The 13008-nt window shown below is 62.9% G+C and carries 12 protein-coding genes; 5 read left to right on the top strand and 7 right to left on the bottom strand.

Features of this window, described 5'->3' with window-relative positions; translation table 11 throughout:
* Positions 1-16 precede the first annotated feature (16 nt).
* A complete protein-coding gene (locus tag SM764_RS07985) occupies positions 17-415 on the bottom strand; it encodes a helix-turn-helix domain-containing protein (RefSeq protein WP_274828393.1) in 399 nt (132 codons plus the stop codon).
* Positions 416-515: 100 nt separating this feature from the next.
* Between SM764_RS07985 and SM764_RS07980 the strand changes: the two genes are divergently transcribed.
* Together SM764_RS07980 and SM764_RS07975 are read left to right on the top strand one after the other, a co-directional pair.
* On the top strand, positions 516-1718 hold the full coding sequence (locus tag SM764_RS07980) for a pyridoxal phosphate-dependent aminotransferase (protein ID WP_274828392.1): 1203 nt from the start codon (positions 516-518) through the stop codon (positions 1716-1718).
* 16 nt (positions 1719-1734) lie between these two features.
* Positions 1735-2145, top strand: coding sequence for a hypothetical protein (locus SM764_RS07975; RefSeq protein WP_065270725.1), 411 nt, complete (start codon positions 1735-1737; stop codon positions 2143-2145).
* Between the two features lie 31 nt (positions 2146-2176).
* Here the strand turns inward: SM764_RS07975 and SM764_RS07970 are convergent, their stop codons facing one another.
* Entirely contained in the window at positions 2177-3529 is a 1353-nt protein-coding gene (locus tag SM764_RS07970) for an MATE family efflux transporter (protein ID WP_369001469.1), read from the bottom strand.
* 203 nt (positions 3530-3732) lie between these two features.
* On the opposite strand from SM764_RS07970, the gene SM764_RS07965 reads away from it, so the two are divergent.
* A complete protein-coding gene (locus SM764_RS07965) occupies positions 3733-5025 on the top strand; it encodes an alpha/beta hydrolase family protein (RefSeq protein ID WP_369001468.1) in 1293 nt (430 codons plus the stop codon).
* 64 nt (positions 5026-5089) lie between these two features.
* On the opposite strand, the gene SM764_RS07960 is transcribed toward SM764_RS07965, so the two are convergent.
* From SM764_RS07960 to ppk2, 3 genes are all read right to left on the bottom strand, one after another.
* Positions 5090-6040, bottom strand: coding sequence for a nickel/cobalt transporter (locus SM764_RS07960; RefSeq protein WP_369001467.1), 951 nt, complete (start codon positions 6038-6040; stop codon positions 5090-5092).
* Position 6041: 1 nt separating this feature from the next.
* Positions 6042-6695: a DUF1007 family protein gene (locus SM764_RS07955; RefSeq protein ID WP_369001466.1), complete on the bottom strand. Its 654-nt coding sequence runs from the start codon at positions 6693-6695 to the stop codon at positions 6042-6044.
* Between the two features lie 73 nt (positions 6696-6768).
* Entirely contained in the window at positions 6769-7707 is a 939-nt protein-coding gene (ppk2, locus tag SM764_RS07950) for a polyphosphate kinase 2 (RefSeq protein WP_369001465.1), read from the bottom strand.
* A gap of 165 nt (positions 7708-7872) precedes the next feature.
* Between ppk2 and SM764_RS07945 the strand changes: the two genes are divergently transcribed.
* A complete protein-coding gene (locus SM764_RS07945; RefSeq protein ID WP_368947051.1) occupies positions 7873-8751 on the top strand; it encodes an alpha/beta fold hydrolase in 879 nt (292 codons plus the stop codon).
* Between the two features lie 47 nt (positions 8752-8798).
* On the opposite strand, the gene SM764_RS07940 is transcribed toward SM764_RS07945, so the two are convergent.
* The gene (locus SM764_RS07940; protein WP_065270730.1) at positions 8799-9407 is read right to left on the bottom strand and encodes a carboxymuconolactone decarboxylase family protein; all 609 of its coding nucleotides are present in this window, start codon (positions 9405-9407) and stop codon (positions 8799-8801) included.
* Between the two features lie 76 nt (positions 9408-9483).
* Positions 9484-10899, bottom strand: a complete 1416-nt coding sequence (locus SM764_RS07935) for a pyridoxal phosphate-dependent decarboxylase family protein (protein ID WP_369001464.1) — start codon at positions 10897-10899, stop codon at positions 9484-9486.
* A gap of 146 nt (positions 10900-11045) precedes the next feature.
* Between SM764_RS07935 and parE the strand changes: the two genes are divergently transcribed.
* The gene (parE, locus tag SM764_RS07930; protein ID WP_274835703.1) at positions 11046-13004 is read left to right on the top strand and encodes a DNA topoisomerase IV subunit B; all 1959 of its coding nucleotides are present in this window, start codon (positions 11046-11048) and stop codon (positions 13002-13004) included.
* Positions 13005-13008 lie beyond the last annotated feature (4 nt).

The following is a 13008-nucleotide window of genomic DNA, read 5'->3' as shown; positions in this document are numbered from 1 at the left end:
GTGAGTCGCTCTCGTCTTACTGTGCTGCGTTTTGTAGCAGGTTCCGCAGTTTCTTTTCCAGACGCGCAGCGCGGTCCGAACCGGCGCGCAGCTCGGCGCGCAACTCGCGCAGCTCGCTCAGTACGGAAGAGAAATCGCCAGCTTCCAGTTCCAGCTCGCCCGGCTCGGGCATGCCGTCGCCTTCGCCCGTCAGCAGCCAGGTCATCGACACGTTCAGCAAGCCGGACATCATCGACAGTTTATTGGCGCGCGGCTCGGACAGGTCCTGTTCCCAGCCCGACAGGGTGCTTTTCTTGACGCCCAGACGCCGCGACAGCTGGCCCTGGGTCATGCCGGCCGCCTCTCTTGCAGCTGCCACGCGGTCGCCGAACGTCGCGGCCTCCGGTCCGAACCAGTCTGTTGTATCGTTGGCCATTTTGGCTCTCCCTTAATTGAACGCGCCAATGCCGCTTGATCGCGATTTGGCCGCACCCTATGACAGTTAACAGCAACATACAAACCGGGGCCACTCCGCCATGTCTTTTCTGTCAGCAACACTTTCTCGCGTAAAACCGTCACCCTCTATTGCCATCAGCACCCTTGCCGCCGAGCTGAAGGCCCAGGGGCGCGATGTGATCGGTCTGAGCGCCGGTGAGCCGGATTTCGACACGCCCCAGAACATCAAGGACGCTGCCGTCGCCGCCATCGCGGCGGGCAAGACGAAATACACCGCCCCCGACGGCATTCCCGAGCTGAAACAGGCGATCTGCGCAAAGATGAAGCGCGATCACGGGCTGGATTATACCCCGAAACAGGTCTCGGTCGGCACTGGCGGCAAACAGACGCTTTATAATGCGCTGATGGCAACGCTGAACCCGGGCGACGAGGTGATCATTCCAGCCCCCTATTGGGTCAGCTATCCCGACATGGTGCTGCTGGCCGGCGGAACCCCGGTCCCGGTCGAAGCCTCGCTGGAAAGCGATTTCAAACTGACGCCCGAGCAGCTGGAAGCCGCAATCACCCCGAAGACCAAATGGTTCATCTTCAACTCGCCCTCCAACCCCAGCGGTGCGGGCTATAACCGGGCCGAGCTGAAGGCGTTGACCGACGTCCTGATGCGCCATCCGCATGTTTGGGTGATGACCGATGACATGTATGAACACCTGGTCTTTGACGGGTTCGAATTCTGCACCCCTGCCGAGGTGGAGCCGGGCCTTTACGAGCGGACCCTCACCTGCAACGGCGTGTCCAAGGCTTATGCCATGACCGGCTGGCGCATCGGTTATGCTGCAGGCCCCGAGCATCTGATCGCCGCCATGCGCAAGGTGCAGTCGCAATCGACCTCGAACCCCTGCTCGATCAGTCAATGGGCCGCAGTCGAAGCGCTGAACGGTCCGCAGGATTTCATTGCCGAGAACAACGTTGCTTTCAAACGTCGCCGCGATCTGGTGGTGGCTGCGCTGAATGATATCGACGGGATCACCTGCCCGACGCCCGAAGGCGCCTTCTACGTCTACCCCTCCATCGCCGGGCTGATTGGCAAGACCACGCCCAAGGGCACCGTCATCAGCGATGACGAGGCCTTTGCCACCGCGCTCCTGGAAGAGCAGGATGTGGCCGTGGTCTTTGGCGCGGCATTCGGTCTGTCGCCGAATTTCCGCATCAGCTACGCCACCTCGGACGAAGCGCTGGTAGAAGCCTGCCGCCGCATCAAAAGCTTCTGCGACACCCTCAGCTGAACCGGAGAGACCGCCTATGTCCGCTGCGCTACCCGAGTATTACTTCCGTGTCCGCGAAAACGGGGCCTTTGTGTTCCGTGTGGATACGGAGAACCGCCAGCGCCGGATCGACATGGATCAGATCGCCGTTGTGAACACACGCAACGGCGAGATCCGCCCGCATGGGGACCGCCAGCTTTCCGCCCGCGACATGGAGGCGATCGAGACCTGGATGGCAGACCGCATCGCCACGCTGGCGCGGCGGGACATTGATGACATCCACCGGGCGGTGGACCATTTGAACCTCACCGCCCATTGGGTGCAAAGCAAGGCCACCGACGAACAGCTGGATGAAGTCTCGGATGCATTGTTAATGGCGATGCACGACCTGCGCTCGGTTCTGGTGCGCAAGAAGGCCGACCAGCTGATGAAATCTCGCAAGGACTAAACCGGCCCGTCTCCATTTCCCGTGACCCTGATCAGATCGCGGCGGCAGGTACCCTATGGGCGGCCTGACGCCAGAACCGGATCAGCAGGAAGAACCCGGCACAGCTGAGCCCCAGCGCCAGCCCGTACCAGACCCCGACACCGCCCCAACCGAAGGTAAAGCCGAACAGGTAGGAGGCCGGGATGCCGACCACCCAATAACTGAGCGCGGCGATCACCATCGGAACGCCGGTGTCCCGCACCCCGCGCAACAGCCCCAGAACCACCACCTGCATACCATCCATCAGTTGAAACAGCGCCGCCGCGGCCAGCAGCCCGGCTCCGATAAGCAGGATTTGTGGCTTGTCCGGATCTTCGGTGCCCAGAAACAGCGAAATCAACGGATCCGGCGCGGTCAGGAAAAGGATGATCGTTGCAACCGACATGGCCAGCGACAGGGCGATCACGACCTTCGCCCCACGCGCCATATGTGGCCAGTCGCGGCGCCCATAGGCGTTGCCGGACCGGATCGTCGCCGCATTGCTGAGACCGAGGTGCACCATGAAAGTGAGGCCCGACAGCGTGATCGCAATCCCATGCGCCGCCAAGGTGGCCGTGCCCAGCCAGCCCATCATCATCGCAGAAGCGGTGAACAGGCTGATCTCGCTGAGATTGGTCAGTCCGATCGGCACGCCAAGGCGGAAGACCTCGCGCAACATCTCCCAGTCGGGGCGGTGAAAATTACGCATCAGCTCGTGCTCGGCCAACGCCTTCAGCGCATATGCAAGCACTGCCACCAGCGACACAAGCTGCGTCAGCACCGAGGCAATCGCCGCACCCGTAATGCCCAGCTCTGGCGCGCCCCAGTGGCCAAAGATCAGCGCATAGTTCACCACGGCATTGACGAGAGCCGCCAGCACCGTAACCCAAAGCACGACCTGCGTGCGCTCCAGCGCCGCCAGATAGGATTTCAACACCATCACCAGGAGCGCCGGGAACAACCCCCAGCCTGCAATACGCAGATAGGCCGAGGCATCCGCCGCCACCCCCGGTTTCTGCCCCAGCATCAACAACAACGGCTCGGAATACCACAGCACCGGCATCGCCAGAACGCCATAGGCCAGCGACAGCCACAACCCCATGCGGGTGGAGCGTCGGATCTGGCGCTCTTCCCCAGCGCCTGCTGCGGCCGCCACCAGCGGCATCACTGCAAAGGCAAAGCCAGCCCCCAGCATGAAAAAGACAAAGAAACAGGATCCGGCCAGCGTCACCGCCGCCAGTTCATCGACGCCATACCAACCCAGCATGATGGTATCGGTCATGTTGATCGCGAACTGGGCCACATGGCCACCGATCAGTGGCAGGCCCAGAACCGCCACGGCCCGGGCATGTGCACGATATGTCATCACAGTTTCCATGCTCTCGCATTAGGGCCGCCCGCCCCCTCTGGCAAGAGGTTACGTCTCATCTTGAAACGTTCTTCCCTGGCTGCCAGTCGAACACTGCCAAATCCGAATGACGCAGTGTCACGCGGAAATTGCACAACATCCGCTACACATGTCGTGACCACGGGCTACCGTGGGGCCATTGGTTTCAACAGGAGAGCATTATGCGCGAACAGATTGCAGCGATCGGACTTGCGGCGGGACTGGCTGCGGGCACGGCGGCAGTGGCCGAAAACCGGATTGACCGGATCCGCCCCGATGCGCCCGAACTGGCGGCCTTTGGACCCCATCCGATCGGGGTACAGACGCTGACCTTCACCCATCCCGGACAACACGATATCCTTAATACAACGGCCGACAGTCAGCCGATCTATGACCGCCCTCTGACAGTCGAAGTCTGGTATCCGGCCGCCCCCGGCACCGAACCCGGCGGCAGCTATCGCACCGTCCTGCGTGATGGCGCGACCGAAGTCACGTTGCAGGGCCGCGCTGCCCGCGCAGCAGAGCCCGCAACCGGCGCCCGCTTTCCGCTGGTGGTGATCTCTCACGGCTATCCCGGCAACCGCTTCCTGCTGTCGCATCTAGGCGAAAACCTGGCCTCCAAAGGCTATGTGACCGTCTCCATCGACCATACCGACAGCACTTACTCCGATCAGGCGGCCTTTGGCTCGACCCTGCTGAACCGCCCCATCGACCAGAGGTTCGTTATCGATCAGATGGCCGCGCTTGATGGCCCGCTGGGCGACATCACCGATGTCTCGCAGACCGGCGTGATCGGCTATTCCATGGGGGGCTATGGCGCCCTGATCTTTGCCGGGGCGGGCGTGACCCAAGCCTCGACCGAATACAGCTGGGGCACGCCCGCCGGGCTGTTGTCACGGCATCTGGTCGGATCGGACAGCCACAAGGCGTTGGTGGACGAGCGGGTCAAGGCGGTGATCTCCATCGGTCCCTGGGGCATGAACACCGGGTTCTGGGATGCCACCGGGCTGGCAGGCGTGGAAAAGCCGGTGATGATGATGGCAGGCAGCGCCGATGATGTGTCGAAATACCCCGCCATGCGGCAGATCTTCGAAGGCATGGTCAACACCGACCGGCATCTTCTGACCTTTGAGGCAGCCAACCATAATGCCGCCGCCCCGATGCCCGCCCCGATCGAAAGCTGGCAACCGGTGGAAACGCTCGATTTCGTGCCGTTTGAACACTATGCGGATGCGGTCTGGGACACCAACCGGATGAACAATATCGCACAGCATTTCGCCACGGCCTTCATGGATCTGCACTTGAAAGGCGCCAAGGACAAAGCCGCGTATCTGGAGGTGATCCCGCGCGCGGCGGATGGCGTCGTCGACACGGACGATGCGGGCAAGGAAGGCCCCGGTCATACCTATTGGAAAGGCTTTGCGCCGCGCACCGCGCAGGGGCTGACTTTTGAAACCCTGCCCAAAGGCGAATAGTAACTTAGAAAGCCAAGCCCCGCTGCCGAAGCAACCGGCTGGCGGGGCTGATCAGCACGACAGGTCAGATCGCCCGCAGCATGATCTGAAACGCCAGAAGCGCGATCACACCGCCCGCCAGCAGTTCCAGCCCCGCTGCCAACGCCAGCGCGCCGCGCCCCTGCATCCGGTCCAGTGCGCCCTGTCGCAGGCTGACCGAGGCAATGGCCACCGCCACAGTCACACTGGCCGTGCCAAGCCCCATGGCAAAGGCCCCGGCGATCCCCGCAGGCAGCACATCCATACGCCATGTCACCAGGAGCAGGAACACCGCGCCGGTACAGGGACGCAGCGCCACCGCGCCGATGATTGCCAGCGCATCGCGCAGCCCATGAACCTGTGCTGCCTCCTCCAATGTCGGACCATGCCGGTGACCGCAGCTTGGGCAGGCATCTGCTGAGTGATCATGGTCGTGGCTGTGCGCATGCCCGTGATCACAGGCGACAGCCTGCCCACCCATCCCGGCCTCGGCAAAGCCGCGCCGCGCGCGCATCAGGCGGCGCGCCCCGCGCTGGAACAGGTACACACCAACCAGCGCGATCAGACCATAGGACAGCGGCGCCAGAACCTCTTCGGCTATGCTGGTCATGCGCTCCCGGCCCCAATCCATCACGGTCAGGCCGCCCGCGACCAGCACGACCGCCGTCGCTGCCTGCGCCAGCGAGGAGGCCACCGCCAGCACCGCCAGCCGTCCCATGGCCACCGAGCGGTCCATACCGTAGCCGCCGATCACCAGCTTCCCGTGCCCCGGCCCTGCTGCGTGAAAGAACCCGTAAGCGAAACAGAGTGACAAAAGCGAGATCAGCGCACCCGGTTGACCGGCCTTCAGCGCCCGCAGGCCCCGCGCCAACGCCGATTGCGCCTCGCGCTGGCCAGAAGCCGCCCAGCGCGCCACATCCTGCGCGCCGCCAACCCCCCAAAGCCAGATGGCAATGACAAGGACCGCGAGTGCGGCGAGTGCTGTAAAGGCCCGCATCTCAGTCCCCGCAGATCAGCTGCACTGTATCGGCAAAGGCCTCTCCGACCTCCGGATAGGCGGCCTCGGCCTGATCAGCAGGCATGGCGTAAAGCAGTTCTTCGACCAGCGTGTAGGCACGGTCGAGATCCGGTTCGGTGATTTCGGCCCGGCACCCTGCCCCGACCGACACGCCCTGGTTGACCGAATAGGCCGTGTAGTAAGTGGGATCATAGGCCCGGATCACAACGGCCTCCGCCGGGACCGGCGCCTTCAGCCCGCGCCGGTGGCGGGTAGTGATCCGCCCGTCCACCACTTCGGTCGACAGGTGTTCAGGCGCCATCAGGGCCAGCGGCGCTTCGTTCCGGGTCAGGTAGGTGTCCCCATCGTAGCCTGCGCTCCAATTGAGATCAAAGCCTTTGAGGCGCGCCAGTTCATCGTCGGTCAGGACCCCGTCCGCATCCGGGTCCAGCCCCAGATCCTCGAAAATCAGCAGCGAATAGAATTCATCATAGGCCCAGGTGACCTCGACCGCCTCCAACTCTCCGCCCGCGCCGATCTCCATCGCCAGACCGGTATCCACAAAGATATGCGGATGCGCCTGCACAGCAGCAGGCGCAAGAGCGGCGCAGGTGGCAAAGACCGGCCCTGTAAGGCGTTTTTGCAGCGTTTTCATGTCCTTTGGTTTAGCCGCAAGCCCCGCTCCCAACAAGACGGCATCCCGCCGCGCCAAGGCGGATCGGCAAAGGTCAGCGCAGCCGGGAATTGGGGTGCAGCGCCTTGCCCAGAATATGGTCCGAGCGGTGGATCACATGATGTGCCTGACCGATGATTAGCGGATCCGGCGCCGTGGCGATTTCAGGGTCCTTTCCAGGATAATCCAGCGTGCTGAGGAAATGGCGCATGCAGTTCAGCCGCGCCCGTTTCTTGCAGTTGGATTTCACCACCGTCCACGGCGCATCTGCGGTGTCGGTGTAAAAGAACATCGCCTCTTTCGCCTCGGTATAGTCATCCCATTTGTCCAGCGAGGCCTTGTCGATCGGTGACAGCTTCCACTGTTTCAGCGGATCAGTCTCGCGCGATTTGAACCGGCGCAGCTGTTCGTCCTGCGTCACCGAGAACCAGTATTTGTAAAGCCGGATACCCGAGCGCACCAGCATCTGTTCCAGATCCGGCGTCTGGCGCATGAACTCCAGATATTCGCTCGATTCGCAAAAGCCCATCACCCGCTCGACCCCGGCGCGATTGTACCAGGAGCGGTCATAAAGCACGATCTCGCCGCTGGTGGGCAGGTGTTGCAGGTAGCGTTGGAAATACCATTGCCCGCGCTCTTCGTCGGTCGGCTTGTTCAGCGCCACGACGCGTGCATGGCGGGTGTTCAGGTGCTCGGTAAAACGTTTGATCGTGCCGCCCTTGCCCGCCGCATCACGCCCTTCGAACAGCATGACGAACTTTTCCCCGGTCTCCAGCGCCCAGTGCTGCACCTTCAGAAGCTCCGCCTGCAGCTTTGCCTTCTCTTCTTCATAGGCTTTGCGGGCCATTTTGCGGGCATAGGGGTACTTGCCGCTTTCAAAGGCGCGGCGGATTTCCTCCGGCGCGGGCGGGCGCGGCGTAGCGCCTGGCTGGGGGGTGCTGGTGTTCGCGGCGGCTGGCCCTGCGGGAACTGGCTGTGCGGGGGGTGTGGACATATGGAACTCCTTACAATCACATTTGCCGCCAGCTTACCGGCTTTGCTGCGCGAGCGCGCTGACCTGTATCAAAGGACTGGCGCAAATTGGGTGTCACGTGACGAAATCGTTGCGCCCTGTGCGGTCTGGCATCAGCCTGTTCTTGATAGCGCGGAGGATATCAGCATGCAGGCAGGTTTCGAGACACTGAACGGCAAAGCCTTTTTCGTCCGCCGCTGGGGCGACCCTGCCCTGCCGCCACTGCTGATGCTGCACGGGTTTCCCGAATATGGCGGCGCCTGGCAGGAACTGGCCGAACGCCTGTGCCACAGGTTTCACTGCATCGCACCGGATCAGCGCGGATATGGCCAAAGCTGGGCGCCGCAGGACGTAGGCGACTATGCCACTTCCAGATTGGTTGCCGACATGGCGGTTCTGATCCCTACGACCGGCGCCCCGGTCACCGTGCTGGGACACGACTGGGGTGCAGCAGTGGCCTATGGTCTGGCGATGTTCCGACCCAATCTGGTGTCGCGGCTGATCATCGCCAATGGTGTGCACCCCGTGCCCTTCCAGCGGGCGCTGGCTGCCGGTGGACCACAGGCCGCCGCCTCGCAATACATCGCGGACCTGCGGCGCGACGGATCGGAGGCAGATCTAATGGCCAATGATTTCGAAAAGCTACTGGCCCTGTTTGGTGCCCCGATGGATATGAGCTGGCTCAGCGGTGAACGGCTGGAGGCCTACAAGGTGGAATGGTCCCGCCCCGGACGCCTTCGCGGCATGGTGAACTGGTACCGAGCCTCGCCCTTGCAACTGGCCCAGCCCGGCAGCCCGATCCCAATGCCGGACCTGCCGCTGAACCGGTTGCAGGTTCCCCAGCCGCATCTGCTGATCTGGGGCGCGGATGACAGCGCCCTTTTGCCCGAAGCGACCGAGGGGCTTGAGGATTTCGCCCCCAACCTGGCACGCATCACCCTGGAGGGCTGCGATCACTGGCTGCACCATCAAAGACCCGATGAGATGAGCCATGCGATCCAGACATGGTCAGAGCAGAACGTCTGACTCGGGGCTGAATCGCAGGCGCATCTGTCTTGCGCCTTTGTCGCGACTTACTTGTGCCCCCAGTCGTTCGGATCTTCCGAATTGTTGGGGCTGAGCCCCAGCACATCGCCATCGGTCGAGCAGCCAAGCCCCAGAACGGTCCGGTTGGCGTAGGAAAAATAGGCTGTGACCTGATTGATTTCGAGGATCTCCCCATCGTCAAACCCGGCATTGCGCATCGCCTGAATGTCGGATTGCTCGACGCTGGCAGGCGCCTCGGTCAGCTTGCGGGCGTAGCCCATCGCAACCTTCTGCGCAGGCTCCAGCGGTGCCGCCTCGGGATCGCGCGCCTCGATCGCCGCCCGGATCGCCAGACCGCGTTCTTCGTCCTGCAACAGGCGCTGCAGGCCGGCAAAGTGATGCTCGACGCAATAGGCGCAGTCATTCAGAGAAGACACCCAGACGCCAAGCACCTCCAAGAACCACTTGGGAATGGTATTGCCGGTATGGTGCAGGACGTTCTTGTAGATCGCCATATGCCCTTCCATCGAATGCGGGCGCAGGCTGTGCACCATCATGATGTTATCGACATTGCCGCCCGGCCCGGTCACCCGATCATAAAGTTTCTTCAGCTTCCCGGTGGCCTCGTCAAAGGGGACGGTTCTGATCCACGCCATATGCACTCTCCTCTTGCTTTGCGGCAGCTTACCCAACCGCAGCGCCGGGGAAAGAGGCAAAGCCGAAACGAAGTGATCACAAATCGGACAGTCCTGCCCGGCGCGCCACCGCGGCAATGGCCGCAGTGATATCCTCGTCCCGCGTGCGGTGGTTCGTCAGCGCGGCGCGCAGCAGGACCCGGCCCCCCATGCGTGTGGTGGAAAACACAGCCTCACCGCTTTCCTGCAGGTCCTGAGCTATTGCAGTATTAAGCCGCGTTTGCTCCGCAGCAGGCAGATCCTTCCGCGCGGTGAAGACGCAGACGTTCGACACCACCGCAGCGCCCAGCGCCATGCGCGGCTGTTTCTCGACCTCATCGGCCATCAGAGCCGCAAGTCGGCAATTGTCGGTAATCGCTGCGGCAAACGCCTCTTCACCATGCATTTCCAGCGCGCACCAGACCTTGAGGCCCCGATTGCCGCGTGACAGATCGATGCCATAGTCACAATACCACGGATCGCCGCCTGCCAACCCGCGCTCGGCGCCCTCCAGATAGGCTGGGCGGGCGGCAAAGGCGGCGCGATGAGCGGCCTCATCCGCGATCAGAACCAGACCGCAGTCATAGCCCACATACATCCATTTGTGGAAATCCAGCGCAATACTGTCGGCCCGCCCGATCCCGTTGCTGAGGCAGCGCCATGGCTCCGCCGCGATGCGCGTCCAGGCGCCAAAGGCCCCGTCCACATGCAGCCACAGCCCGTGATCCACTGCCAGATCCGCAAGAGATTCGAGATCGTCGAACAGGCCCAGATCCACCGAACCGGCTGTTCCCACCAATAGGAAGGGAACCGCACCTGCAGCCCGGTCCGCCGCGATCATCTCGGCCAGCGCCGCGGAGTCCATCTGCCCGTCCACCAGTGGCACCTGCCGCAGGTTCTCCGCGCCAACCCCGATCAGTTCCAGCGCCTTGCGGGTCGCATTATGCACCCCGACGCCTGCATAGGCCGTGAGCCGCACCGCGCCCTGCCCTGTCTGCCGCACCTCGGGCAAGGCCCGCACCCGCGCGGCCTGAAAGGCAATCACCGTTGCCTGCGACGTGCCCGTGGTCAGAACGCCACTGGCGCCCTCTGGCATCCCCATCCGGCGGCGGGTCCAGTCGATCACTGCGCGCTCCATATAGACGGCGCCATGATCGCGCCCGCCGACATTGGCATTGACCACCGCGCCCGCCATGCCCGCGATCAGATCGGAGGCCAGCCCAGAGCCCTGCACCCAGCCCCAGAACCGGGGATGCACGTTGCCGCCATGATGGGGCAATACATCCTGCTCGATCCGTCCCACCAGATCACCGCCCTGCCCTATCCGGTAGCGCGCAGGCAGATCTTCGGGAACCGGTTGCCAGGGACGCTCACGGATCTGTTCCAGCTGGTCCAGCGATGCCTCCAGCATCCGGTGCGCCTCGGCCCTGAATGCGGTCCAATCCTTTGGGTCCAGCCCATCACCCTTGCTCATGCCCGTCCCCTCTCTCGCGCGATTTGCCTCCTTACATGGCACAGCGCCGCAGGGTTATCCACAGGCCCCGTCGCCCTCTTCCCCGCGGCGCTGACACCTGCCATAATGCCCCTTAACCAAAAGCAACCAAGAGCAGCCCGAAACAGATGGCCAACGATCTCCTGAGCACGCCTGACGCCGAAACCTATGACGCCTCCTCGATCGAGGTTCTGGAGGGGCTTGAACCCGTCCGCCAACGGCCCGGCATGTATATCGGCGGCACTGACGAACGCGCGCTGCACCACATGGTGGCCGAGATCCTCGACAACTCGATGGACGAGGCCGTCGCCGGCCATGCCAACCGGATCGAGGTCGAGCTGCACGCCGATTACTCGGTCACCATCCGTGACAACGGCCGCGGCATCCCGATCGACCCCCACCCCAAGTTTCCCGATAAATCCGCGCTTGAGGTGATCCTCTGCACCCTGCACGCGGGCGGCAAATTCTCGGGCAAGGCCTATCAGACCTCGGGCGGCTTGCACGGGGTTGGCTCCTCGGTGGTGAACGCCCTGTCTGATCTGATGGTCGTTCAGGTGGCCAAGAACAAGGAGCTGTTCGAACAGCGCTTCTCCCGCGGGATCCCGCAGGGGCCGGTGGAAAAGGTCGGCGCGGCCCCCAACCGGCGCGGCACCTCGGTCACCTTCCACGCGGATGAGCAGATCTTTGGCTCGCACCGCTTCAAGCCCAAGCGGCTGATGACGCTGGTGCGCTCCAAGGCCTACCTGTTCTCGGGCGTGGAAATCCGCTGGAAATCCGCCATCGACGACGGTGAAACCCCGACCGAGGCGACCTTCCACTTCCCCGGCGGGCTCAGGGATTACCTCTCCGAGGTGCTGGGTAAGGCCACGACCTATGCCGATGCGCCTTTTGGCGGCAAGGTGGAGTTCCGCGAAAAATTCGGCGAGCCGGGCTATGTGGAATGGGCGATCAACTGGACGCCCGCCCGCGACGGCTTCATCCAGAGCTACTGTAACACCGTCCCCACCCCTGAAGGCGGCACCCATGTCGCCGGTTTCTGGGCCGCGATCCTGAAAGGCATCAAGGCCTATGGCGAGCTGGTCGGCAACAAGAAGGCCACGCAGATCTCGCGCGAAGACCTGATGACCGGGGGCTGCGCGCTGGTTTCCTGCTTTATCGCGGACCCCGCATTCGTCGGCCAGACCAAGGACCGCCTGTCGACCGAAAGCGCCAGCAAGATGGTGGAAAACTCGGTCCGCGACCACTTTGACAACTGGTTGGCCGCCGATACCAAATCGGCTGGCGCCATCCTCGATTTCCTGATCCTGCGGGCCGAGGAGCGCCTGCGCCGCAAGCAGGAGAAAGAGACCCAGCGCAAGAGCGCCACCAAGAAACTGCGCCTGCCGGGCAAGCTGACCGATTGCACGTCAAAAGACCGGCGCGGCACCGAACTCTTCATCGTGGAGGGCGACTCGGCCGGTGGCTCGGGCAAGGGCGCGCGCAGCCGTGAATATCAGGCGCTGCTACCGCTGAAGGGTAAGATCCTGAACGTTCTGGGCGCGGCCTCGAACAAGCTCGGCTCGAACCAGGAGATCAGTGACCTTTGCGAGGCGCTGGGGGTTGGCCTTGGCACCAAGTTCAACCTCGATGATCTGCGCTATGACAAGATCATCATCATGACCGATGCGGATGTCGACGGCGCGCATATCGCCTCGCTGTTGATGACCTTCTTCTTCACCCAGATGCGGCCACTGATCGATGGCGGTCACCTCTACCTCGCCTGCCCGCCCCTGTTCCGCCTGACGCAAGGCGCGAAACGGGTCTATTGCCTGGATGAGGCAGAGCGGGACAAATGGCTGGAAAAGGGTCTGGGCGGCAAGGGCAAGATCGATGTTTCCCGCTTCAAGGGTCTGGGTGAAATGGATGCCAAGGACCTGAAAGAGACCACCATGGACCCCAAGACCCGCAAGCTGATCCGGGTCACCATTGATGAGGACGAACCGGGCGAGACCGGCGATCTGGTGGAGCGTCTGATGGGTAAGAAACCCGAGTTGCGGTTCCAGTATATTCAGGAGAACGCGAAGTTCGTGGAGGAGCTGGATGTTTGAGGGG

The organism is Pseudophaeobacter sp. 1A16562 (assembly GCF_041008785.1).
GTDB lineage: Bacteria > Pseudomonadota > Alphaproteobacteria > Rhodobacterales > Rhodobacteraceae > Phycobacter > Phycobacter gallaeciensis_A.
The sequence above is the reverse complement of the archived record's forward strand: the minus strand, read 5'-3'. Positions and strand labels throughout refer to the sequence as shown.

Coding starts and splice junctions, on each gene's coding strand:
- SM764_RS07985 (WP_274828393.1), bottom strand. CDS start 415: ATGGCCAACGATACAACAGACTGGTTCGGACCGGAGGCCGCGACGTTC.
- SM764_RS07980 (WP_274828392.1), top strand. CDS start 516: ATGTCTTTTCTGTCAGCAACACTTTCTCGCGTAAAACCGTCACCCTCT.
- SM764_RS07975 (WP_065270725.1), top strand. CDS start 1,735: ATGTCCGCTGCGCTACCCGAGTATTACTTCCGTGTCCGCGAAAACGGG.
- SM764_RS07970 (WP_369001469.1), bottom strand. CDS start 3,529: ATGACATATCGTGCACATGCCCGGGCCGTGGCGGTTCTGGGCCTGCCA.
- SM764_RS07965 (WP_369001468.1), top strand. CDS start 3,733: ATGCGCGAACAGATTGCAGCGATCGGACTTGCGGCGGGACTGGCTGCG.
- SM764_RS07960 (WP_369001467.1), bottom strand. CDS start 6,040: ATGCGGGCCTTTACAGCACTCGCCGCACTCGCGGTCCTTGTCATTGCC.
- SM764_RS07955 (WP_369001466.1), bottom strand. CDS start 6,695: ATGAAAACGCTGCAAAAACGCCTTACAGGGCCGGTCTTTGCCACCTGC.
- ppk2 (WP_369001465.1), bottom strand. CDS start 7,707: ATGTCCACACCCCCCGCACAGCCAGTTCCCGCAGGGCCAGCCGCCGCG.
- SM764_RS07945 (WP_368947051.1), top strand. CDS start 7,873: ATGCAGGCAGGTTTCGAGACACTGAACGGCAAAGCCTTTTTCGTCCGC.
- SM764_RS07940 (WP_065270730.1), bottom strand. CDS start 9,407: ATGGCGTGGATCAGAACCGTCCCCTTTGACGAGGCCACCGGGAAGCTG.
- SM764_RS07935 (WP_369001464.1), bottom strand. CDS start 10,899: ATGAGCAAGGGTGATGGGCTGGACCCAAAGGATTGGACCGCATTCAGG.
- parE (WP_274835703.1), top strand. CDS start 11,046: ATGGCCAACGATCTCCTGAGCACGCCTGACGCCGAAACCTATGACGCC.